Source organism: Streptomyces sp. NPDC090127 (assembly GCF_044746945.1).
In the GTDB taxonomy this organism is placed as follows: domain Bacteria; phylum Actinomycetota; class Actinomycetes; order Streptomycetales; family Streptomycetaceae; genus Streptomyces.
The window spans coordinates 985,600-1,006,899 of record NZ_JBIVDE010000002.1; the positions used below are offsets into that span (position 1 = coordinate 985,600).

Here is a 21,300-nt window from a genome sequence, read left to right on the forward strand (position 1 = left end):
GCGGCGCCGTCGCCCCACGGAGACATCCCCGTCTCCGAACCCTGAAGCCCATCCTGTACGTATGGGAGAGGGAGACCCCGTACCCGTATCCGCTACCCGTACCCACAAGGACTGACCCGTGATCACCTCGCCCTCGCCCCTCGTACCCGTCCCGATCCCCGACCGCGTGGCCGCCATGATCGGGTCCTGCCTGCCGCTGCACGTGCTCCAGGCGGAGGTCGACGCCGACAGCGCGGCGCGCGAGGTGCTGCGGTTCCGGGGTCCGCTCTGCGCGGAGGACCGGGCGGACCGGGAGCACGCGCTCTCCGTGCTGGCCCGGGCGAACAAGATCCTGGCCAAGCACCACCCGCTGCTGCCGGTCCTTCCGCGCTAGCAACGGCCTGCCGGGCGTTGGACCGTTCGGGACGTAGGTCCGTTCCGGACGTAGGTCCGTTCCGGGCGTTGGGCCGTTCGGGGCGCCGGCCCGGCACCGCACCGGTTCGGGTGTTCCCCGCATGCGGGTGCCGCCACCCGGTGTGAGGCTGCGAGGGTGACCACCAGCGAAGCCGCACCCGCGCCCCCGGCCGCCTCGCCGCCCGTGCTCGACAGCCGTCGCCGCAACATCGTCTTCGGCACGATCATGCTCGGCGTGCTGCTCGCCGCGCTGGACCAGACGATCGTGGGCACCGCGCTTCCGACGATCGTCTCGGATCTCGGCGGCGCCGCCCACATGTCCTGGGTGGTCACCTCCTACCTGCTGGCCGAGACGGTCGCCACCGTCCTGGTCGGCAAGTTCGGCGACCTCTTCGGCCGCAAGGTGATCTTCCAGATCTCCGCGATCATCTTCATCACCGGCTCGTTCCTCTGCGGCCTCGCCACCAACATGACCCTGCTGATCGTCTGGCGCGGCCTCCAGGGCATCGGCGCCGGCGGTCTGATGGTCACCGCCATGGCACTCATCGCCGATGTGATCCCGCTGCGCGACCGGGGCAAGTACCAGGGCGCGATCGGCGCCGTCTTCGGTGTCTCCACGGTCATCGGCCCGCTGCTCGGCGGGCTCTTCACCGACCATCTGAGCTGGCGCTGGGCGTTCTACGTCAACGTCCCGATCGCGATCCTGGTCGTCATCGCGGCGGCCCGCACCATCCCGTCCGTACGCTCCGCGAGCAAGCCGGTCATCGACTACGCGGGCATCGCCCTGGTCGCCGCCGGTTCCAGCGCCCTGATCCTGGCGACCAGTTGGGGCGGGAACGAGTACGCGTGGGGATCCGGCGTCATCATCGGACTCTTCGCCGGCGGTCTGATCGCGCTCGCGCTGTTCTGCTGGGTCGAGACCCGGGCGGCCGAACCTATGCTGCCCATGCGGCTGTTCGCCAACCCCGTCTTCACCGTCTGCTCGGTCCTGAGCTTCGTCGTCGGCTTCGCGATGCTCGGTTCGATGACCTTCCTGCCGTCCTACCTCCAGTACGTCGACGGCGACTCGGCCACCGTCTCCGGCATCCGGACCCTGCCGATGGTCGTCGGTCTGCTGATCGCCTCGATCTACAGCGGCAACGTGGTCAGCAAGACCGGCACGTACCGGATCTTCCCGATCGTGGGCTGTCTGGTGATGGGCGTCGGCCTCTTCCTGCTCTCACTGATGGACACGGACACCAGCGCCTGGCTGGAGTCGCTGTACATGTTCGTGCTCGGGGCCGGCATCGGTCTGTGCATGCAGGTGCTCACCATCGCCGTACAGAACACGGTCGACTACGCGGATCTCGGCACCGCCACCTCGGGCGTCACGTTCTTCCGTACGCTGGGCAGCTCCTTCGGTACGGCCGTCTTCGGCACGATCTACGCCAACTCCCTCAGGCCGAACCTGGCGCAGGGTGTCGGCGAGGCGTCGGCCGTCGCCGGACCTGCCCTGGAGCCGTCCGCCGTCGCCGAGGCCTCACAGAGCCCGGCCGGGGTGCACGCGCTGCCGGACGACGTGGCGGCGCCCATCGTCCAGGCGTACGCGGACACGCTGCACACGGTCTTCCTCTGGACGGTGCCGGTCGCGGCGATCGGCTTCGTCGTGGCGCTCTTCCTCAAGCAGGTGAAGCTCCGGGACACCGCTCGCGCCTCGGCGCCGGACATGGGCGAGGGCTTCGCGTCGCCCACGTCGTCGGGCGACTCGGCCAAGCTCCTCGAACTCTCCGTCGGCAGGATCCTGCGGAAGACGGACCTGGACACCGCGCGCCGGATCGTCGCCGACTCCGACACCCGGCTCGACACGGCGGGTGCGTGGGCGGTGATGCAGGTGGAGCTCTTCACGCGGACGGTCGGTCACGCCAGTCTCGGCCTGATCTCCGCCGGGCGGCGGGTCCCGCCGGAGGTCCTGCTGCCGGTCTTCGAGCGCATGGTGGAGGAAGGGTTCCTGACCCGGGACGGCAACCTCCTCTCGCACACCCGGGCGGGCAAGCGCGAGGCCGAGGTCATCACCCACGCCTGGGGGGACTGGCTCAGCGACCGGGTCGAGCGGGAGACCGGCCGGCCCAGCGGCCCGGAGCTCAGGGCGGCGACGGACGCGATCACGAAGAAGCTGATCGCGGAGGACCTGGCGCAGGGGTTGCCGCGTGGGCAGCGGGAGCCGGTGGGCGTCACGTCGTGAGCGGGGTGCGGCCGGCGGGCAGGGCCGGCCGGCGGCGTCACGTCGTGAGCGGGTGGGGCCGGCCGGCAGCGCCGTTCGGCGGCGTCACGTCGTGACGGGGGCGACGGACGCGTCCCTGCGGGTCAGGGCCCGTCGGCTCAGGGCTCCGCGACTCAGGGCCCGTCGGCACGCGGCCCGTCGGCACGCGGCCCGTCGGCACGCGGCCCGTCGGCACGCGGCCCGTCAACTCAGGGCTCGTCGATGAAGTCGCCGTCGACGTACACCCAGGCGCCCTCGTGGCGACGGAAGCGGCTGCGCTCGTGGAGCGCGCCGGCCTCGCCGCCCTGGGTGTAGCGGGCGACGAAGGTGACGGTGCCGGACTGGTGGAAGGCCGTGCCGTCGGTGGTCTCGCGGATCTCCAGGCCCGCCCAGCGCAGGGCCGGGTCGAAGTCGACCTCGCCGGGGCGGGTCTCCGGGGCCCAGGTGCGCAGCAGATAGCCGGCGTCGCGGACGACGAAGGCGCTGTAGCGGGAGCGCATGAGCAGCTCGGCGGTGGGCGCGTTGACGGCGGGCACGGCGACGGCGGGCGGACTGGCAGCGGCCGCTCCGGCGACGGGCGCGGAGGCGCTTGACCCGGAGGAGCCGGGCACGGAGGCGCTTGACCCGGAGGAGTCGGACGCGGAGGAGTCGGACGCGGCCATGGCCGGCCCCGCGTGGAAGCGTCCGCAGCACTCGCCGTACGGCGCGGGCAGACCGCAGGGGCAGGGCGAGCCCGCGGTGACGGCGGGGCGGGTGGTGCGCGCGGGGCGGACCGGGTTCTTACGGGCGTTACGGCGGGACATGGCCCCCATTGTGTCGTGCGGGACGGGGGTGCTGTGCGGGGGCGGGATCGCGCCATGTGGGCGACGGACGGCCGCGCGATGCTTCCGGGGGCCGGTGGAGGCCCTTATGCTCCTGCGCCGGACGTGACCGTTACCGCCGGTAAGGCAAAGGGGCTGGGGCATGAACCGTACGGGCACCTCGCGACGCACCTTCGTGGGCACGGCCGCCGCCGTGACCGCGGCCGCCGCCACCGCCGGCGCCGGAGCCGTAGCGGCCCACGCGGCCTCCGGGGCCGGCCGCGCCGGACGGGAGGCGGCGGCGCCCGCCGTGGCCGTCCTCGGCGGCGGGGTCGCCGGCCTGACCGCCGCCCACGAACTGGCCGAACGCGGCTTCCGCGTCACGGTCTACGAGCGCAGGGCGCTCGGCGGCAAGGCCCGTTCGATGGACGTGCCGGACAGCGCCCGGGGCGGTCGGCGGGCGCTCCCCGCCGAGCACGGCTTCCGCTTCATCCCGGGGATCTACCACAACCTCCCCGACACGATGCGGCGCATTCCCTTCCCCGGGAACGCCAACGGCGTCTGGGACAACCTCGTCGCCCCGGCCGAGATGTCCTTCGCCCGCACCGGCCGCGAGGACCTGCGCATCCCGCTCCCCTGGCCCGGCCACCGGCCCGCCGAGCTGACCCTCGACGAGATCCGCCGCGCGCTGACCGCGCTCCTGGAGACCGCCCGCTCGATCCCGCTCCACGAGGCCGCGTACGTCGTCAACCGTTTCCTGGTCTTCCTCACCAGCTGCGACGAGCGCCGGAACCGGACCTGGGAGGCGACCCCCTGGTGGGAGTTCCTGCGGGCCGACCGGATGAGCTACGACTACCAGCGCATCCTCGCCGTCGGACTCACGCGCAACATCGTGGCGACCAAGGCCGAGGAGGCCAGCACCCGCACGGTCGGCACGCTCCTGGAGGCCTTCGCCTTCAACGCCCTGGGCCGCGGGGCCGACGGGCCGCTCGACCGCATCCTCGACCTGCCGACCAACGAGGCGTGGATCGACCCCTGGGTCAGCCATCTGACCTCCCTGGGCGTGGAGTTCAAGGTCGGCTGGACGGTACGGGAGCTGGCGTACGACGGGTCGGCCGGGCGGATCTCGGCAGCCGTGATCGAGGACCCGGGCGGCGTCCGGCGGTCGGTCACGGCCGACCACTACATCTCCGCGATGCCGGTCGAGCACGCCCGGCGGACCTGGGGCGCCGCGCTGCGGGCGGCCGATCCCCAACTGGCGCGCTGCGACCGGCTGGAGACGGACTGGATGACCGGCATCCAGTTCTATCTGACGGAACGGGCACCGCTGCTCGCCGGGCACGCCAACCTGATCGACTCGCCCTGGTCGCTGACGTGCATCCAGCAGGCGCACCACTGGCCGACCCGGAACTTCCCGGCCGACTACGGCGACGGGTCGGTCGTGGACTGCCTGTCGGTGGACGTATCGGAGTGGGACCGGCCCGGCATCCTCTACGGCAGGACGGCCAAGCAGTGCACCCGTACGGAGGTCGCGCGCGAGGTGTGGGCGCAACTGAAGGCGGGCTTCAACGACACGGGCCGTACGGTGCTGAAGGACTCCGCCCTGCACTCCTGGTTCCTGGACCCGGGCGTGGACGGCCTCGGCACGCCGAACCCGACCAACGACGACCAACTCCTCGTCCACCCGGTCGGCACGTTCCACAACCGCCCGCAGGCGGCCACGCGGATACCGAACCTCTACCTGGCGGGCGACTACGTGGCCGTCGACATCGACCTGGCCACCATGGAGGGCGCCAACGCCTCCGCCCGCCAGGCCGTCAACGCCCTGCTCGACCGCACGGACTCCCCCGCCACCCGCTGCACGGTCGAGCCCCTGTTCCGCGCCCCCGAACTGGAGCCCCTCAAACGCCACGACCGAACCCGCTTCCGCCTCGGCCTGCGCAACGCCCTCGACGTGGGGTGAGCGGTCGAAAGCTCCCTGGCCGGCAGCCTGAGGTCCGTGGCCCCTCGGAGCCCAGGCCCCTCAGGGGCGGTACCGGAGCGGATGGTCCTCCGGGACCTCGACGACGACGATCTCCGTGCCGTCGGGGTCCGCGATCCACATCTCGACCAGTCCCCAGGGCTCCGTCACCGGCTCCCGCAGGATGGGCACCGAGCGGTCGAGGAGCTCGGCGTGGGCCGTGCGGACGTCGGCTACCTGGAGCCAGAGGCGCAGGTGGGGCGGGGATTCGGTGGTGGGGGCGCGGCCGGAGACCTCCAGGAAGCCGCCGCCCAGGAAGTAGACGGTGCCCCGGTCGGGGCCGGTGCCGAACTCGCGGTACACCGTGAGTCCGAGGGTCTCGCCGTAGAAGGCGCGGGAGCGTTCGGGGTCGGCGGGCCGGAGCAGGATCCGGCTGCTCAGTACGTGCATCCCAGTAGCGTACGAGCATGAAACTGACGATTCTCGGAGGCGGCGGATTCCGGGTCCCCCTGGTGTACGGCGCCCTGCTCGGCGACCACGCCGAGGGGCGGGTCACCCGGGTGACGCTGCACGATCTCGACGCGGGACGGCTCTCGGCGATCGCCCGGGTCCTCGCGGAGCAGGGGGCAGGGGTGCCCGACGCCCCGGAGGTCACGGCGACGACCGATCTGGACGAGGCGCTGCGCGGCGCGGACTTCGTCTTCTCTGCGATCCGGGTCGGCGGTCTCGAGGGCCGCGCCGCCGATGAGCGGATCGCGCTCGCCGAGGGGGTGCTGGGCCAGGAGACGGTCGGCGCGGGCGGGATCGCGTACGGGCTGCGGACGGTACCGGTCGCGGTGCACATCGCCCGGCGGATCGCCGCGCTCGCCCCGGACGCCTGGGTCATCAACTTCACCAACCCGGCGGGCCTGGTGACGGAGGCGATGTCCCGGGTGCTCGGCGACCGGGCCGTCGGCATCTGCGACTCCCCCGTCGGGCTCGGCCGCCGGGTCGCCCGGATCCTGGGCGCGAACCCGGACGAGGCGTGGATCGACTACGTGGGCCTCAACCACCTCGGCTGGCTGCGGGGCCTGCGGGTGGGCGGGCGGGACGAGCTGCCGAGGCTGCTCGCGGACGAGGAGGCGCTGGGCTCCTTCGAGGAGGGCCGGCTCTTCGGGCCCGAGTGGCTGCGCTCGCTCGGCGCGGTCCCGAACGAGTACCTGCACTACTACTACTTCAACCGCGAGGCCGTCCGCGCCTACCAGCAGGCGGAGCGGACGCGCGGCGCCTATCTGCGCGACCAACAGGCCGGTTTCTACGCCGAGACGGGCAAGCCGGGCTCCTCCGCGCTGGCCGCCTGGCACCGGACGCTCGCCGAGCGGGAGGCGACCTACATGGCCGCCAACCGGGAGGCCGCAGGGATCGGGGAGCGGGACGAGGAGGATCTGGAGTCGGGCGGGTACGAGAAGGTGGCGCTGGCGCTGATGCGGGCGATTGCGCGCAACGAACGGGCCACGCTCATCCTCAACGTCCGTAACGGCACGACGCTTTCGGTGCTCGACGCGGACGCGGTGATCGAGGTGCCCTGCTTCGTGGACGCGGCCGGCGCCCACCCGGTCTCGGTTTCGCCGCTGCCCTACCACGCGGTGGGTCTGGTGACGGCGGTCAAGGCGGTCGAACGCGAGGTGCTCGCGGCGGCGGAGAGCGGGGCGCGTGCGACGGCGGTGAAGGCGTTCGCCCTGCACCCGCTGGTCGACTCCGTGTCGGTGGCGCGGCGGCTGGTCGACGGCTACACCGCCGAGCATCCGGAACTGGCGTACCTGCGCCCCTGAATCGACGACCGGTCGGCTGTCCGGCGAACATCTTTACGTCACGAGGGGCGCGGCCTACGCTCGCGCCCCATGAGTTCACCTGGCGCACGCTTTCGAAGGGCGATGGCCCGTCTCACCACGGGCTGTCTGCTGACCGCCGGTCTTGTGGGCGGTGGGCCGGCGGTCGCCGAGTCCCCTGTCCCCGCCGACCCGGCCCTCGCCGCCGCACGCGTCGTCCCGGTCCAGCTCACCGGTCCGGCCGACAAGCGCTTCAACCTGGTGGTCATGGGCGACGGCTACACGGCGGCGGAGACGGCCGCGTTCCGGGCGGACGTCGACGAGCACCTGGGCGTGCTGTGGAGCATCGAGCCGTTCGCCTCGTACCGCTCGTACATCAACGTCTGGGCGGTGGAGGTCCCTTCGCCCGAGTCGGGCGTGGACTGCGATCCGGGGCTGGACGCGCCCCGCCGCGACACCCCGCTGGACATGGGGTTCTGGGGCGGCTGCAACCCGCAGAGCGTGCAGCGGTTGCTGACCGTGGACAGCGGGAAGGCCGCCGCGCTCGCCGACCTCGTCCCGGGCACCAGCCCCGCCAACCGGCAGATCGTGGCCCTCGCCCACAGCGACACCTACGGCGGCGCGGGAGGCAGCTACGCGACCGCTTCCGGCGGCAACGCCCTCTCCTCGCTGATCACCCCGCACGAGATCGGCCACTCGCTCGGCGGACTCCAGGACGAGTACGACTACTACGCGCGCGGTGTCGCGGGCGGCGCCTACGAGGGACCGGAGCCGCCCTCGGCCCACCACAGCCTGCTGACCGAGGCGCAGATGCGGGAGCGGCGTGCCAAGTGGTGGCGCTGGCTGGGCGAACCGAGCGAGGCGGGCGGTGTCATCGGCCGGCACGAGGGCGGCCTGTACAGCACCACGGGCGTCTGGCGGCCGAGCAGGCACTCGATCATGAAGACCCTCGGCTACGCCTTCGACCAGGTCGAGCGGGAGGTGATGGTGCGCGCCATCTCGGCGAAGGTGAACCTGGTCCAGGACCACACGCCCAACTCGGCGCCCGTCGGCGCGGATCGGACCGTGTGGGTCGACACCCTGCACCCGCTGGGCGGTGAACTCGACGTCGTCTGGCGGCTGGACGGCCGCACGCTCAGGACCGGCAACGCCCGTACGGTGGACCTGCGGGCGCTGCACCTCTCCCCCGGCGCCCACACCCTGACGGCGACCGTGAGCGACCCGACCCCGTCCGTGCGGGACCCGGCGGTCCGCGGCTCGGCAGCGCTGACCCGTACGGTGACATGGACCGTCGACCGATCGGTCAGGACCCGGGAGGGCGCCGTCGGGACGGCGTTCACGGGCCACACACCGACGACCTCGCCGGTCGGGGCGCGCTCGGTGGTCCATGCCGACACCACGCACCCGACGCGCCGCGCCCTCGCCGTCCGGTGGCGGCTCGACGGCCTCCCGGTGGCGAACCCGGGCAACGACCGTGACCTAGACCTGAGTTCGCTGCGCCTCACTCCTGGCACCCACACCCTCATCGCCCGGATCCCGGGCACGAACGCCGAGTTGAGCTGGACGGTGGACGCCCGGCCGGCGACGGCGTCGTACGCCCTGTCCGCGCCGCTGCGCACCGTGAACCGGCCCGGCAGGCCCGTCGAGTACGTCTACGACGGCCCGTTCACGATGAAGCTCACGGCGGTGGACGACCGACCGGGCCCCGTGGTCCGCCAGTTCCGGGTGGACGGCGACGGCTGGTACACGTACTACGGCTGGCCGACCGACGCGGATGCACCGTTCCGCTTCACGCCGGGCGGCACGGTCGTCGACGACCTCGTCTACGGCAAGCTGGGCCGCAGCCGGGCGGTGCCGTGGGACGACGCGACGCCGGACTACGGCACGCACACGATCGAGTACCGCACGCTCGACGCGGCGGGCAACGTGGGCCCGGCGAAGTCGTTCCTGGTGACGCTGGTCGAGCCGGGTGACTGACAGACCGACGGCGGAGGGCCGGCGGCCGGCGGCTCGCGGCCGGCAGCCGAGGCCCGACGACGTACGCGCCGAGGCCCGCGGACCGGAGAACGGTCCGCGGGCCTCGGCGCGTACGTACGAACGGATCAGACCTTGCGGCCGACGGCTGCCCAGCCCGGGATCGGGTCGTCGCCCTGGACCGGGACGGGCTCCCCGAGCTCCGGATGCCACTCGGCCGTGAGCGCCACCCCGGGCTCGACGAGCTCCAGGCCGTCGAAGAACGCGGCCAACTCGTCGCGCGAGCGCGGGCGCAGGGTCAGGCCGCGGGCCTTGTACATCGCGACGGCCTTCGCGGCGCCGTCCGGGTCGAAGTCCCCGGTGACGTGCGAGAGGACGAGGTAGCTGCCCGGGGCGAGCTGGTCGACGAGCTTGCGGACCAGGTCGTCCGCGCCGTCCTCGTCCCCGACGAAGTGCAGCAGGGCGAGCATCGACAGGGCGATGGGCTGGCTGAAGTCAAGGACTTTTCCAGCCCTTTCGAGGATGGTTTCGGGGTCCCGGGCGTCCGCCTGGATGTACTCGGTGGCCCCTTCGGGGGTCGACCGCAGCAGGGCGGCCGCGTGCGCCAGCACGATCGGGTCGTTGTCGCAGTAGACGATCCGCGACTCGGGGGCGGCCTGCTGGGCTATCTGGTGCAGGTTGGGCTCGGTCGGGATGCCGGTGCCGATGTCCAGGTACTGGCGCACGCCGTGGGCGCTGAGCCAGCGGATGGCGCGGTGCATGAAGGCCCTGTTGACCCGGGCCATGTCACGGCCGCGGGCGTCGAGGGTGAGGAGCTGCCGGGCCATCTCCTCGTCGACGGGGTAGTTGTCCTTGCCGCCCAGGAACCAGTCGTACATCCGCGCGGGATGCGGCTTGCTGGTGTCGATCCGTACGGATGCGGCTACGGGGTCCTGGGTCATCGGGGCTCCTGGTCCGGGAGTGGAACTACTGGCACGGCAGCAAGAGTTACGCGACGGTAGGGGTGTGACGGAAGGGGTCAGGTGAGCAGAAAGTCGGCCTGACCGGATTTCGCTCCCTGGATGAACGCGGCGATCTCGCCATGGGTGTAGATGAGCGCGGGTCCCTCAGGGTCTGCGGACTGTCGCACGGCGACTCTGCCGTCGGCCAGCTTCATGGCCTCCACGCAGTTGCCCCCGTTCCCGCCGCTCCACGGCTTGTGCCAGCCTTCGACACCGAGATCCGCGGCGGGCATGCCGTTGTATATGCGATCCATTCACAGCTCCTTGCGGAGACCCCGGAGGATCTCCTTCGTGCGTTGTGCAGTCGCGGCCTGGGCCGCCATCCGGTCCATGACCTCGAGATGGGAGGCCACCTCCGGGCGCGCGTCGAGATAGACGGCGCCCGTCAGGTACTCGCTGTAGACCATGTCCGGGAGTTCGGGCACGGCGAAGCGGAAGAGGACGAACGGTCCGTAGGTGCCGGGGTGGTGGCCGGACGCGAACTCCGCGATCTGCAGGGTGACGTGCGGCAGCTCGGACGCTTCGAGCAGCCGGTCGAGCTGGTCGCGCATCACTTCGGGCCCGTCGCCGACCGGTCGGCGGAAGACCGTCTCGTCCATGATCACCCAGAACTTCGGGGCGTCCTCCCTGGTCAGCAGGGACTGGCGCTCCATCCGGAGGGCTACATGACGTTCGATCTCCTCGGCATCGCTGCCGCCGACCGCCCCACTGCGCAGAATGGCGCGGGCGTATCCCTCGGTCTGCAGGAGACCGGGAACGAACTGGGGCTCGTACGCCCGGATGAGGCCGGCGGCCCCCTCCAGGCTGACGTACATGGAGAACCAGCCGGGCAGCACGTCGTGGAACCGCTGCCACCAGCCGGGAAGGTTCGCCTCCTCGGCGAGGGCGACGAACGCCTCGGCCTCCGAGTCCTTGACGCCGTACGCCTGGAGCAGGAGCTGCACGTACGGAATCTTCAGCGCGACTTCCGCGGTCTCCATGCGGCGGATGGTGGCCGGCGCGACGCGGAGGACCTTGGCGGCCTCCTCGCGCTTCAGGCCGGCCCGCTCACGCAGATCCTGCAGACGTCTACCGAGAACGACCTGTCCCACCGTGGGGGCGGACCGCGGCTCGCTCACTCTCAGACCTCCCCCTACGCGCTGTTTCGCTTGAGTGTGCCACGAACACCGCCAGAGAGAACACAGCACTCTGCAATTTTCAGAGTGCCACTTGCCAAGTGTCCGCGTCAGGAGCAAAGTATTCCGGTGAACCAGTACGCGCTGCTGCCGTGCGCTGCCTCGGGGGCGACGTACGGCACTGCTTACCCACTGTTGTGAGGAACCGGTCGTGGCTTCTGGTAACGCGCTCCCCTCAGGTCTCATGAGCCCCCGCGTCACGCACCAGCGCCCACGCACCCCCGCACTGCCTCACGACGTCCGCCGGTTCACCTTCGAGCTGCCCGCCCGCACCGCCTCGGTCTCCCGGGCCCGCAGACTCGCGGAGGAGCGGCTCATCCTCTGGGGCTGCGCCCCCGACATACGTGAGACGGTCACGCTGATCGTCTCCGAGCTGGTCACCAACGCCGTCGTGCACACCGCGAGCGGCCATGTCGTCTGCGAACTGCGCGAGGGGGAAGACCAGTTGCGCATAGCGGTACGGGACGAGGGCGGCGCGGCGGACCCACGGATCCGGGACTGCGGCGAGGACGAACGCGGGCGCGGGCTGCTGCTCGTGGACGCGCTGTCCAGCGCGTGGGGATCGGACCGTACGGGACACGGCACCGCGCGGGTCGTCTGGGCCGAACTGGCCCACGGCATGGGGCACACGTGCTGAGGTCGATGGCGACCCTGCTGACCCCGAGGTCCCGCAGGACCCCGGACGGAACGGGCGGGGACGCGGGCGCCGGCACGGGCGGGGCGACCACCCCGGGCACCGGCGGCTCGACCCGGCTGATCGTCCCACCGGGGTTCCACACCACGCTGGGCTGCGACGCGGTCGGCGTTCCCGCGCGCTACGGCTTCCGCATCCTCTCCCGGCTGCCGTCCAAGGGCTGTGTCTACGCGGACACGGACTGGTGGTGGTGGCTGGTCCCGACCGGCTCCGACCTGGACCTGATCTGGCCGCTGCCGTCCTGCTACGCCCCCGGCGCGGAGATCCCGGACCGCCGCCCCCGGTTGATCCACCACCCCGACGGCACGTCGCCGTACACCCCGCCGATCCCCCTCTATCTGCTGTGCTGCCAACTGACCGGCACCGCGCCCTCCTGGAGCTTGATCCCCACGCAGAGCGACGGCGTACTGTCGGAGCATGTTCACCCCTCAGGGCCCGAGCGCCCGTGAGCTGACCGTCCAGGCGCTCTCCTCGGTGGAGCACGGGTACGACCTGCTGGCGCGGAAGTTCGACGCGACACCGTTCCGTACGTCGGACCGCGTGCTCTCGGCGGTCACGGACGCCCTGCGCCGGCTCGGCCCGTTCGACGCGGGCCTCGACCTCTGCTGCGGCACCGGAGCCGGTCTCCCCGTCCTGCGCGCGGTGTGCGCGGGCCGGGTCGCGGGCGTCGACTTCAGCACGGGCATGCTGGCGGAGGCCCGCCGGGCCCAGCCCGCGGCCACCCTGGTCCGCGCGGACGCGCTGGCGCTCCCCTTCGCCCCGGCCTTCGACCTCGCGGTCAGCTTCGGCGCCTTCGGCCACTTCCTCCCCCCGGACCAGCTCACCCTCTTCCGCCAGGTCCACGGCTCGCTGCGCCCGGGCGGCCTCCTCGCGTTTCCCCTCCCGGGCCCGCCACCGGTCGGCTCGCTCGCGTACTGGACGCTGCTCGGCTTCGACGCGGCGATGCGGGTACGCAACGCGCTCTGGCGGCCACCCTTCGTCATGTACTACCGGACCTTCCGTCTCGCGGACGTCCGCGCGCGTCTGGCCCGGGCCGGCTTCACGGTGGAGACCCGGCCGATCGACCCCCTGGGCCGGCGGGAGGACGGGAGCCCGGCCTGCCGACTGGTGCTGGCGCGGAAACAGCCGGTGTGACCTGGCGCGAAACGGCTGGCGGGAGTGGATCACCCGGTGCCAGAGTCGACATATGAACGGGGACGGGGACGGGTCGGCCGAGGCCAGGGACGGGGACGTGCACGGCATCGTGGGGGCGACCGTCCCGGAGCTCGTGCGGGAGCGGTGGGGGACGGCGCTCACCGGACCGGTCCTGCCGCGCTTCGCCGAGCCGGGCTGGAGCTACGAGGAGCGAGTGCCGGCCACCTGCCCCACCTGCGCGGCCCCGCTGCACGCGCTGCGCCGCCCGTACGAGTCGGCGGGCCGCGTCTACCGCTACGTGGCCCTCGTCTGCCCCCGCTGTCCGGCCGCCTACACCCTCGCCGACCTGAGCCTGAAGACGTACGACCAGCTGATCACCCCGGCGCGCCGCACCTCCCGGGTGGCCCGGCCCGCGGCTCCTCGTGCCGAGCGCACCGCCGTCACCGGACCCGCCCTTCCCGGGCGGGCACTCCCGGGGCAGGCCCTTTCCGGACAAGCCCTCCCCGGGCCCGACCTCGCGGGTGACTCGCCGTCGGGCCTCGCGCCCGGCGTCCGCGCACCCGCGTTCCCTTCACCCGGGTTCCCTTCACCCGCGTTCCCCCCGGCCGCGTTCCCCGCACCTCGCTCACCCCGCCCCGCGTGGCCCGAGGATCTCCCGGTCCCCGGCGAACCGGAGACGCGCGCCCTGCTGTGGTGCAAGGTGTCGGACCCGGCCTGGCGGCCCCCGGTCGACGCGGTCGCCGCCGCCGACGACGTCCGGGTGATCCTCCCTGAGGGCCCCGCCTTCGCCCCGCTGCGCGCCCGTCTCACCGAGCTGGAGGTCCCCTTCCGCTCGGCCGCCCACTGGGTGGAGGCCGAACAAGTGGGGACGGTGGGTGACGTGGGCGGCCGCACCGACCTGGTCGCGCGCCCCACGCGTACCACGGGGGTGGCCGCGGCGCCGGTCGCCGGGCCCGGCGCCCAAGCCGCACGCGACGCGTTCGCGGCCCAGTGGGACGCGCTGGAGAAACCCCCGGAGGGCGCGCACGACGCCGCGTACCTGCCCGTCACGGAGCTCGTCCCCGAGGGCTGGGCCGCGCTGCTGCCGCATCCCACCTTCAATCCGGCCCAGTCGGCCGCCGTCCCCGAGGTCCTGCGCGACGACACCCATCTGCTCGTCGTGGCCCCGACCGGCGCGGGAAAGACGCCCATCGGCATGGTCGCCGCCCTCAAGGCGCACGCCGCCGGGCGGAAGGCGGCGTGGCTTGTGCCCCAGCGCTCGCTGACGGACGAACTCGACCGCGAACTGGTGGCGTGGCGCGACCACGGCCTCCAGGTCGCGCGGCTCACCGGCGAGTTCGCCGTCGACGCCGAGCTGATCCGGACGGCCGACATATGGGTGGCCACCACCGAGAAGTTCGAGTCCATCTGCCGGGCCGGCTCGCTGCGGGACGCCCTGGCCGAGGTCGGCTGCCTGATCGTCGACGAGATCCACCTGCTGGGCGACCCGAGCCGCGGCGCGGTGCTCGAAGCCCTGCTCACCCGCGTACGGGAGGACACCTCGGGCGTCCGGATCGTCGGGCTCTCGGCCACCGCGGCCAACGCCGACGAGGTCGCCGAGTGGCTCGGCGCCCGGCTCGTCCACTCCCCCTGGCGCCCCACCCGGCTCACCTGGCAGCTCCCGGTGCTGCCCACCGCGGACGCCCCGGAGTGGAACGCCCGTGCGGCGGTGCGCACCGAGGCGGCGGTGAAGCTGGCCCGTTCGGTGCGCGAGGGCGGGGGCAGCGTGCTCGTCTTCTGCGGCAGCAAGCGACGGGTGCGGTCGACGGCGCTCGCCCTCGCGGCGGACCGGGGCGTCCCGACCGCCGGGGTGGACGCCGACGACGCGGAGGCCGTCGAGCGGCTCTGTACGAAGGCGGGCGTACGGCTGCACTACCGCGACTGGCCGTTCAAGCGCGAGGCGGAGCAGGCGTTCCGGAGCCGTGAGGCCGACGTCCTCGTGGCCACCTCGACCGTCGCGGCCGGGGTGAACCTGCCCGCCCGGGCCGTGATCGTCAGCGACACCACCATCGGTCTCGACCGGATCGAGGTCTCGATGGTCCAGCAGATGTTCGGACGGGCGGGCCGGGTGGGCGCGGGCGAGCGGGAGGGCTGGGCGTTCCTCCTGGCCGACGAGACGGACCGGTCCGAGTGGCAGGCCCGGCTGGCGGCGGGGTACACGGTGCGCTCCCGGCTGGACGACCGGCTGCCCGACCACCTCCTGGCGGAGGCGGTGCAGGGTCGGCTCGCCTCGCTGACCGACGCCGAGGAGTGGTGGGGCCGCTCCTTCGCCATGCACCAGGGACACGACTCGGTCGACCCGGTGCACGAGGCGGCCGGCGTCCTGCTCGCCTCGGGCCACCTGAAGGACAGGGGCGACGGGCGCTGGGAGCCGACCGCGCTGGGGAAGCTGACCAGCCGTTTCATGGTCGACACGGACCCGTCCCGGGCTCTGGCCGAGGCGCTCGGCCGAGCATCCGTACCGGACTCACCGGACGACGCCGAGGACCTGCTGGTGGCGTTGCTCAGCACCCACCTGCCCGTGCTCGAACAGGCCCCCTTCACCGACCGCGCGCGCCGCGCGCTCCTCCAGGTGCTGCGGAGGGGCGGCCGCGCCGAGTCGGACGTACGGGAGGAGCCGGCCGACGAGAAGGCGAAGCCCGTCTCCGGCGATCTCGCCCGCGCGGTGCTCCTGCTGGTCGCGCACAGCCCGCACCTCTTCCGCGGCCGCTCGCCCTACGTCCTCGGCATCCCGGTCGAGAGCATGACGACCGTCCTGGAGGAGGCCCGCCGCCATCTCGCCTGGCTCGGCGCGCAGGGCCCGCTCGGGACGGTCCACCCCTGGGTCGGGGTCGTCGCGTCCGACCTCGCCCTGCGCGTCCGCTGGCGCACCCTCGGGCCGGGTCGTGGCGCGGGGCGTCTGCTGTGGATGTGCGAACGCATGGCCACGCCTCCGCTCGCCCCGCACCTGGTTCCCCGTCTGTGGCGCGCGGCCCGCGACCGTGACATCACCTCGCCGGACTGGCCGGGCACCACGCCGCCCCGCGACTGCGCGCTTCCGCCCGACGCGTACCGCGCGCTGCTCGCCGAGCGGGCGACGCACACGACACCGGACCCGGAGGCGGAGGGCTGCGGCGCGGTGGTCTTCACGCGCGGGGACCGGCTCGCCTCGGGTTGGCTGGCCGCGTACAACGAGATCCAGGCCTGAGCCCGCCGACGGGGGCCCGGTCGCTCCCGGACAAACGAAAAGTGCTGGTTGAGAGAGCTCAACCAGCACTTCTGCGATGTGTCCGAGGGGGGACTTGAACCCCCACGCCCGATAAAGGGCACTAGCACCTCAAGCTAGCGCGTCTGCCATTCCGCCACCCGGACCAGGTGTGGTGTCGTCCGGGGGTGTTCCCCGCGGCGACATGGACAACTCTACCAGGGGTTCGAGGTGGGTTTCACCCACGTTTCCCGTGGTCAGTGCGGTGCGGTGGCCGTGGAGTCCTTGATCACCGCCGGGCGGTGCGGGCCGGTGCACAGAGTGTCGTCGTGCGCGTACGTGGCGTGGACGGCGGGGGCGCCTAGCCTGCGCTGGGTGAGCTACCTCTTCGAGCGCCGCGGGTCGACGTACCGCAGGCCCAGGATGCTGTCACCGCTGCGGGAGCATCTGCGGGACACCTTCTGGTTCGCCCCCATCGCGTCCCTGGTGGCCGTCGTCGCGCTGTGGCTGGTCTCCTCGTACGTGGACGCGGCCATCGTCCAGTTCCTCCAGGACGGTCAGGACTTCGACGCGGTCAGCGAGCTGATCGGGATCGTCGAGGACGCCAAGACGATCGTCACGACCATCAGCGCGGCGATGATGACCTTCATCGGCGTCGTCTTCTCCATCTCGCTGGTCGCCGTGCAGATGGCCAGCGGGCAGTTCAGTCCGCGGGTGGTGCGGATCTTCATCCGGAGCCGGATCACGAAGGCGACGTTCTCCGTCTTCCTGGCCACCTTCCTGCTCTCGCTCCTCGTCCTCACCTCGTACGACAGCGAGACCGATCCCCGGTTCGTGTCGACCGTGCCTCTGGTGCAGTCGCTGCTGACGTTGATCATGGTGGGGCTGAGCCTGCTGCTCTTCGTGGCGTACGTGAACTCCACGCTGCGGCTGATGCGGGTGGGGCACGTGGTGGACCGGATCACCTGGGAGGCGTTCCGCGTCCTGGCGAAGCAGCCTCGCTACGCGGGGGAACCCGGCGATCCGGGGCCGGTGACCGAACACGTACTGCACCGGGGGCGCGCCGGGGTGCTGCGGGACGTGAACGTGGCGCTGCTCGTGCGGCTCGCCCGGCGCCATGGCGTGGTCCTGCGGCTGCTGCCCCGGATCGGGGACTTCGTGGTGCCGGGAACCCCGATCCTCGCCGTGCACGGGGGCCGGGTGCCGCGCAGGATCGGGGCGGGCGTGTCGGTGGGGGTGGAGCGGACCTTCCACCAGGACCTCGGTTTCGGACTGCGGCAGCTGGCGGACATCGGCCTGCGGGCCCTCTCCCCCGCCGTCAACGACCCGACGACGGCTGTCCAGGCCCTGGACCGGATCACGCAGTTCCTGGCCGCGGTGGCGGACCGCCCGCTGGGCGCCGTCCACCACCGCGACGGCAAGGGCGCGGTCCGGCTGGTGCAGGACGTACCGGGGTGGACGGACCTGGTGGACCTGGGGTTCACCGAGCTCCGGGGGTGCGCGCCGGGCAACCCCCAGGTGTCGCGACGGATGCTGGCGGGGCTCGAGGACCTGTTGTCCCTGGTGCCGCAGGAGCGCCGGGAGCCCCTGATCCGGCACCGCACGCTGCTGACGCAGCTGGTCGAACGCACGGCGCTGGAGGCGGCCGACCGCACGTTCGCGCTGGAGGGGGACCGCCAGGGGATCGGATGACGGGTGTCCGCCGCGCCCCGGGACACGGGGAGGGGCGCGGCTCGGTACGGGGCGGGCGCTACGGGCTCAGGGGTGCGGGGCAGGCGCTACGGGCTCAGGGGCGCGGGGCCCTACGGCATCAGGTGGTAGTCCGGGAAGTTGCCCGGGAGCCGTTCCTCCTCCGGGCCGTCGGTGACCGCCTTGACCAGCAGGTCGCCGCCGACGAACGCGCCGCGCCAGGACGCCCCGAAACCGCCGAACAGCTCGTCCCGGTCGCCGCGCGAGCGGGGCTTGCCGTGGCCGGTCTTGAAGGCCCGGATCTGCGGGGCGAGCCGCTGGTACGTCTCCGGGTCGTCGGTGGCGAGCGTCGCGACGAGGGCGCCGTTGGAGGCGTTCATGGCGGCGAGGAGCTCGGCCTCGGTGTCGACCAGGATGATCGTGTCGACCGGGCCGAAGGGTTCGGCGTGGTAGAGAGGCGAGGACGGGGGCGGGTTCAGGAGCGTGACGGGCGGGACGTACGCCGAGGTGTCCTGGCCCGGCAGGAAGCGGCCGTCCGCGAGGGTGCCCCGGTGGAGCGGGATCGCGCCCCGGTCGATGGCCTGGGCGACCTGGTCGTCGAGCTCCTTGGCCTTGGTGGCGTTGATGAGCGGGCCGAAGTCGAGCTCGGGCAGCGGGTCGTCCGGGTGCTCGACGGCGAGCGGGTGCCCGAAGCGGAGGGCACGGACGGGCGGCAGGTAGGCGGCGAGGAAGTCGGCGAACAGGCCGCGTTCGACGACGAAGCGGGGATAGGCGGTGCAGCGCTGCTTGCCGTAGTCGAAGAGCTTGGGGATCACGGCGGTGAGGGCCGGCCAGTCGCTGTGCTTCCAGACACCCCAGGTGTTGAGGCCCTCCTGTTCGAGGATGTGGCGTTTGCCGAGATCGGCGACCTCGGTGGCGATACGGGCCCCGGTGTCGCGACCGCCGACGAACGAGACACAGCCGATCTCGGGGGCGCGCACCAGGGCCTCGGAGAGCTCCCCTCCGCCACCGCTGACCAGGGTGATCGGGATGCCCTCGCGGGCGGCGAGCGCGGCGGCGAGGGTGAGGCAGCCGAGGCCGCCGTCGGTCGGGGTCTTGGCGATGACGGCGTTCCCGGCCAGCGCCTGCACGAGCAGGGCGTGGACGAGGACGGACATCGGGTAGTTCCAGCTCGCGATGTTGGAGACGGGGCCGGGCAGCGGGGTACGGCCGGACACCATGGTGTCGATGCCGTCGACGTACCACCGGACGCCGTCGATCGCGCGGTCGACGTCGGCCTGCGCGAGCCGCCAGGGCTTGCCGATCTCCCAGACGAGGAGAAGGGCGAGCAGCTCGCGGTGGGCGGTGAGCGCGTCGAGGGTGGTGGAGACGCGGGCGCGCCGCTCGGGCAGCGGGAGGTGGCGCCAGGCCCGGTGCTGGTCCAGCGAGGCGCGTACGGCCTGGTGGGCGGTGGCCGCGTCGAGGCGCGGCGGGCCGGCGATGGGGCTGCCGTCCACGGGGCTGGTGGCGGGCAGCGGCCGCCCGTCGGGCTGCCAGGCGCCGGCCCAGAGGTTGAGGACGGTGTCGTCGCGGAACGCCTCGGGGGCGACGGTCAGACAGCGCTGCCAGGCGTCGGACCAGGCGGTGCCGGGCTTGAGGACGAGGGCGGGAGGGGGCGGGGCGGGGGTCGCCGGCGTCGATGCCGGGGTGGGAGCCATGAGGTGTTCTCCGCTCTCGCTGCACGGTCGGGGCGGGGGTGCGATGGCCGCGCCAATTCTGGGCGAGGGGCGCGGCGGCCGCCACCGGGCGACGGCGGGGGCGGCTGGGGCGGCGGCGGCGGGGGCGGCGGGGGCGGCGGAGGCCATGGTGAGAGCGGCGGGGGCGACGGCGAGGGCGGCGGGGCCATGGCGGGGGCCGCGGCGGGAGCGGCGAGAGCGGCGGGGCGCGGTGTGGCCTCAAGACGCCGGGGTGATTGCCGGCACCGGCCGGGGGCGCGGGCCCGCCGGGTGGCGGCGGGCCCGCGGCCGGTCGGCCGGGGTGCGCGAACGGGACGGGCGGTCGGTCGGCCGGGGTGCGCGAACGGGACGGGCGGTCGGCTCAGCGGTGCTTCTCGCGCAGGGAGTGCAGGTGCGCGCTGGACTTGCGGGCGAACGCGAAGGACTCGACCGGGTTGTCGTGTTCGGTCTGCCAGTGGTGGGAGCGGTATCCGTGGTGGGTGCGGTTCACCGCCGAGATGAAGCGCCGGTAGTCGATGTCGCCGTCCCCGACGTCCGCCATGCGGTAGCCGTCGCGGACGGATTCGTCGCGTTCGCCGTCCTTGACGTGGAAGAGGGGGTAGCGGTGCGGCTGGTCGAGGACGTAGCGCAGCGGGTCGAAGGGGGCGGGGACGCCGTCGGCGCGGCGGGAGAAGCGGAACTGCGCCACGTACGCCCAGTAGACGTCCATTTCGAGGTGGACGAGATCGGGGTCGGTCTCGGCGAGCAGGACGTCGTAGAGGCGGACGTCCGGCCGGTCGGTGGCGAAGGAGAACTCCTCCGCGTGGTTGTGCTGGTAGAACTTCATGCCGCGCTTCTTCGCCGCGGCTCCGTACTGGTTGAACTCCTCGGCGCAGCGCTTCCAGCCGTCGACGGTGGCGCCGTAGCGCCAGGGTCCCGAGGCGGTGCCGATGTGCGGGAGGCCGAGAGCCTGGGCGTCGTCGAGGACCTTGTCGAGGTTCTGCGCGAAGGTGTACGCGTTCGGGTCGCCGTCGTTGTAGTAGCCGACGTGACTGCCGATGGCGCGCAGCCCGTTCTCGCGGGTGAGCTTCTTGAGTTCGGCGAGGGTGATCGGGCCGGCGGAGCCCTGGCCGTAGCCGGCGTACTCGACCTCGTCGTAGCCGTACCTGCTCAGCTCGGCGAAGACGGCGGCGAAGCCGAGGGTGGCGACCTTGTCGCGGAGTGAGTAGAGCTGGATGCCGAGGCGGCCGGGCGGCAGGACGGGGCGGCCCCTGCCGTGGTCGTGACCCTGGCCGGAGCCCGGGCCGTGGCCGGGGGTCCCGTCGGTCGACTGGGCGGCGGCGGCCTGCGGGGCGGCCGCGCCGAGCAGGGCGGCGGCGGTGGCGCCGGCGGCGACGCCGAGCATGTTCCGCCTGCTGAGCTTCTGGGTCAGTTCGGGGTCCGTGGGGGTGGGCGAGATACGGCGGGCGCGGGTCATCTGTGGATAACTCCTCGTTGTCGGTGGGGTCTGCTTCAC

The 21,300-nt window shown here is 72.8% G+C and carries 17 protein-coding genes and 1 tRNA gene; 10 read left to right on the plus strand and 8 right to left on the minus strand.

What is annotated here, in order from left to right:
- The first annotated feature begins 175 nt into the window (after positions 1-175).
- On the plus strand, positions 176-373 hold the full coding sequence (locus ACIPPS_RS09955; RefSeq protein ID WP_401429568.1) for a hypothetical protein: 198 nt from the start codon (positions 176-178) through the stop codon (positions 371-373).
- A 156-nt stretch (positions 374-529) separates the two neighbouring features.
- Positions 530-2,614: an MDR family MFS transporter gene (locus ACIPPS_RS09960; protein ID WP_401429048.1), complete on the plus strand. Its 2,085-nt coding sequence runs from the start codon at positions 530-532 to the stop codon at positions 2,612-2,614.
- Between the two features lie 227 nt (positions 2,615-2,841).
- On the opposite strand, the gene ACIPPS_RS09965 is transcribed toward ACIPPS_RS09960, so the two are convergent.
- Positions 2,842-3,435, minus strand: coding sequence for a YchJ family protein (locus tag ACIPPS_RS09965; RefSeq protein WP_401429050.1), 594 nt, complete (start codon positions 3,433-3,435; stop codon positions 2,842-2,844).
- A 160-nt stretch (positions 3,436-3,595) separates the two neighbouring features.
- Between ACIPPS_RS09965 and ACIPPS_RS09970 the strand changes: the two genes are divergently transcribed.
- Positions 3,596-5,395: an FAD-dependent oxidoreductase gene (locus ACIPPS_RS09970; protein WP_401429053.1), complete on the plus strand. Its 1,800-nt coding sequence runs from the start codon at positions 3,596-3,598 to the stop codon at positions 5,393-5,395.
- A gap of 60 nt (positions 5,396-5,455) precedes the next feature.
- Here ACIPPS_RS09970 and ACIPPS_RS09975 read toward each other — a convergent pair whose 3' ends face one another.
- Positions 5,456-5,842 (minus strand): VOC family protein, encoded by a 387-nt coding sequence (locus tag ACIPPS_RS09975; RefSeq protein WP_401429055.1) that lies wholly within the window; start codon positions 5,840-5,842, stop codon positions 5,456-5,458.
- A gap of 17 nt (positions 5,843-5,859) precedes the next feature.
- Between ACIPPS_RS09975 and ACIPPS_RS09980 the strand changes: the two genes are divergently transcribed.
- Positions 5,860-7,203: a 6-phospho-beta-glucosidase gene (locus tag ACIPPS_RS09980; RefSeq protein ID WP_401429057.1), complete on the plus strand. Its 1,344-nt coding sequence runs from the start codon at positions 5,860-5,862 to the stop codon at positions 7,201-7,203.
- A gap of 102 nt (positions 7,204-7,305) precedes the next feature.
- Positions 7,306-9,177, plus strand: a complete 1,872-nt coding sequence (locus ACIPPS_RS09985) for a M64 family metallopeptidase (protein WP_401429060.1) — start codon at positions 7,306-7,308, stop codon at positions 9,175-9,177.
- Positions 9,178-9,302: 125 nt separating this feature from the next.
- Here ACIPPS_RS09985 and ACIPPS_RS09990 read toward each other — a convergent pair whose 3' ends face one another.
- The 3 genes from ACIPPS_RS09990 to ACIPPS_RS10000 form a co-directional block, all read right to left on the minus strand.
- On the minus strand, positions 9,303-10,115 hold the full coding sequence (locus ACIPPS_RS09990) for an SAM-dependent methyltransferase (protein WP_401429062.1): 813 nt from the start codon (positions 10,113-10,115) through the stop codon (positions 9,303-9,305).
- Positions 10,116-10,192: 77 nt separating this feature from the next.
- Positions 10,193-10,429: a DUF397 domain-containing protein gene (locus ACIPPS_RS09995; RefSeq protein ID WP_401429065.1), complete on the minus strand. Its 237-nt coding sequence runs from the start codon at positions 10,427-10,429 to the stop codon at positions 10,193-10,195.
- A complete protein-coding gene (locus ACIPPS_RS10000) occupies positions 10,430-11,293 on the minus strand; it encodes a helix-turn-helix domain-containing protein (protein WP_401429067.1) in 864 nt (287 codons plus the stop codon).
- Positions 11,294-11,534: 241 nt separating this feature from the next.
- Here ACIPPS_RS10000 and ACIPPS_RS10005 point away from each other — a divergent pair, with 241 nt between their 5' ends.
- Genes ACIPPS_RS10005 through ACIPPS_RS10020 form a run of 4 tightly spaced genes read left to right on the plus strand, consistent with a single transcriptional unit; the run spans position 11,535 to position 16,404 of the window.
- A complete protein-coding gene (locus ACIPPS_RS10005; RefSeq protein WP_401429570.1) occupies positions 11,535-11,987 on the plus strand; it encodes an ATP-binding protein in 453 nt (150 codons plus the stop codon).
- Complete coding sequence (locus ACIPPS_RS10010) at positions 11,981-12,493, plus strand: hypothetical protein (protein ID WP_401429069.1); 513 nt, start codon at positions 11,981-11,983, stop codon at positions 12,491-12,493. Before ACIPPS_RS10005 ends, ACIPPS_RS10010 begins: the two co-directional genes overlap by 7 nt.
- Positions 12,462-13,178 (plus strand): class I SAM-dependent methyltransferase, encoded by a 717-nt coding sequence (locus ACIPPS_RS10015; RefSeq protein ID WP_401429072.1) that lies wholly within the window; start codon positions 12,462-12,464, stop codon positions 13,176-13,178. The genes ACIPPS_RS10010 and ACIPPS_RS10015 overlap by 32 nt, the downstream gene beginning before the upstream one ends.
- 52 nt (positions 13,179-13,230) lie before the next feature.
- Complete coding sequence (locus ACIPPS_RS10020) at positions 13,231-16,404, plus strand: DEAD/DEAH box helicase (RefSeq protein ID WP_401429074.1); 3,174 nt, start codon at positions 13,231-13,233, stop codon at positions 16,402-16,404.
- 79 nt (positions 16,405-16,483) lie between these two features.
- Here the strand turns inward: ACIPPS_RS10020 and ACIPPS_RS10025 are convergent.
- Positions 16,484-16,568, minus strand: a tRNA-Leu gene (locus ACIPPS_RS10025).
- Between the two features lie 256 nt (positions 16,569-16,824).
- Between ACIPPS_RS10025 and ACIPPS_RS10030 the strand changes: the two genes are divergently transcribed.
- Positions 16,825-18,093, plus strand: a complete 1,269-nt coding sequence (locus tag ACIPPS_RS10030; protein WP_401429572.1) for a DUF2254 domain-containing protein — start codon at positions 16,825-16,827, stop codon at positions 18,091-18,093.
- A 110-nt stretch (positions 18,094-18,203) separates the two neighbouring features.
- Here the strand turns inward: ACIPPS_RS10030 and ACIPPS_RS10035 are convergent, their stop codons facing one another.
- Together ACIPPS_RS10035 and ACIPPS_RS10040 are read right to left on the minus strand one after the other, a co-directional pair.
- On the minus strand, positions 18,204-19,787 hold the full coding sequence (locus ACIPPS_RS10035) for an aldehyde dehydrogenase family protein (protein WP_401429076.1): 1,584 nt from the start codon (positions 19,785-19,787) through the stop codon (positions 18,204-18,206).
- Between the two features lie 379 nt (positions 19,788-20,166).
- Positions 20,167-21,261, minus strand: a complete 1,095-nt coding sequence (locus tag ACIPPS_RS10040; protein ID WP_401429078.1) for a sugar phosphate isomerase/epimerase family protein — start codon at positions 21,259-21,261, stop codon at positions 20,167-20,169.
- Positions 21,262-21,300 lie beyond the last annotated feature (39 nt).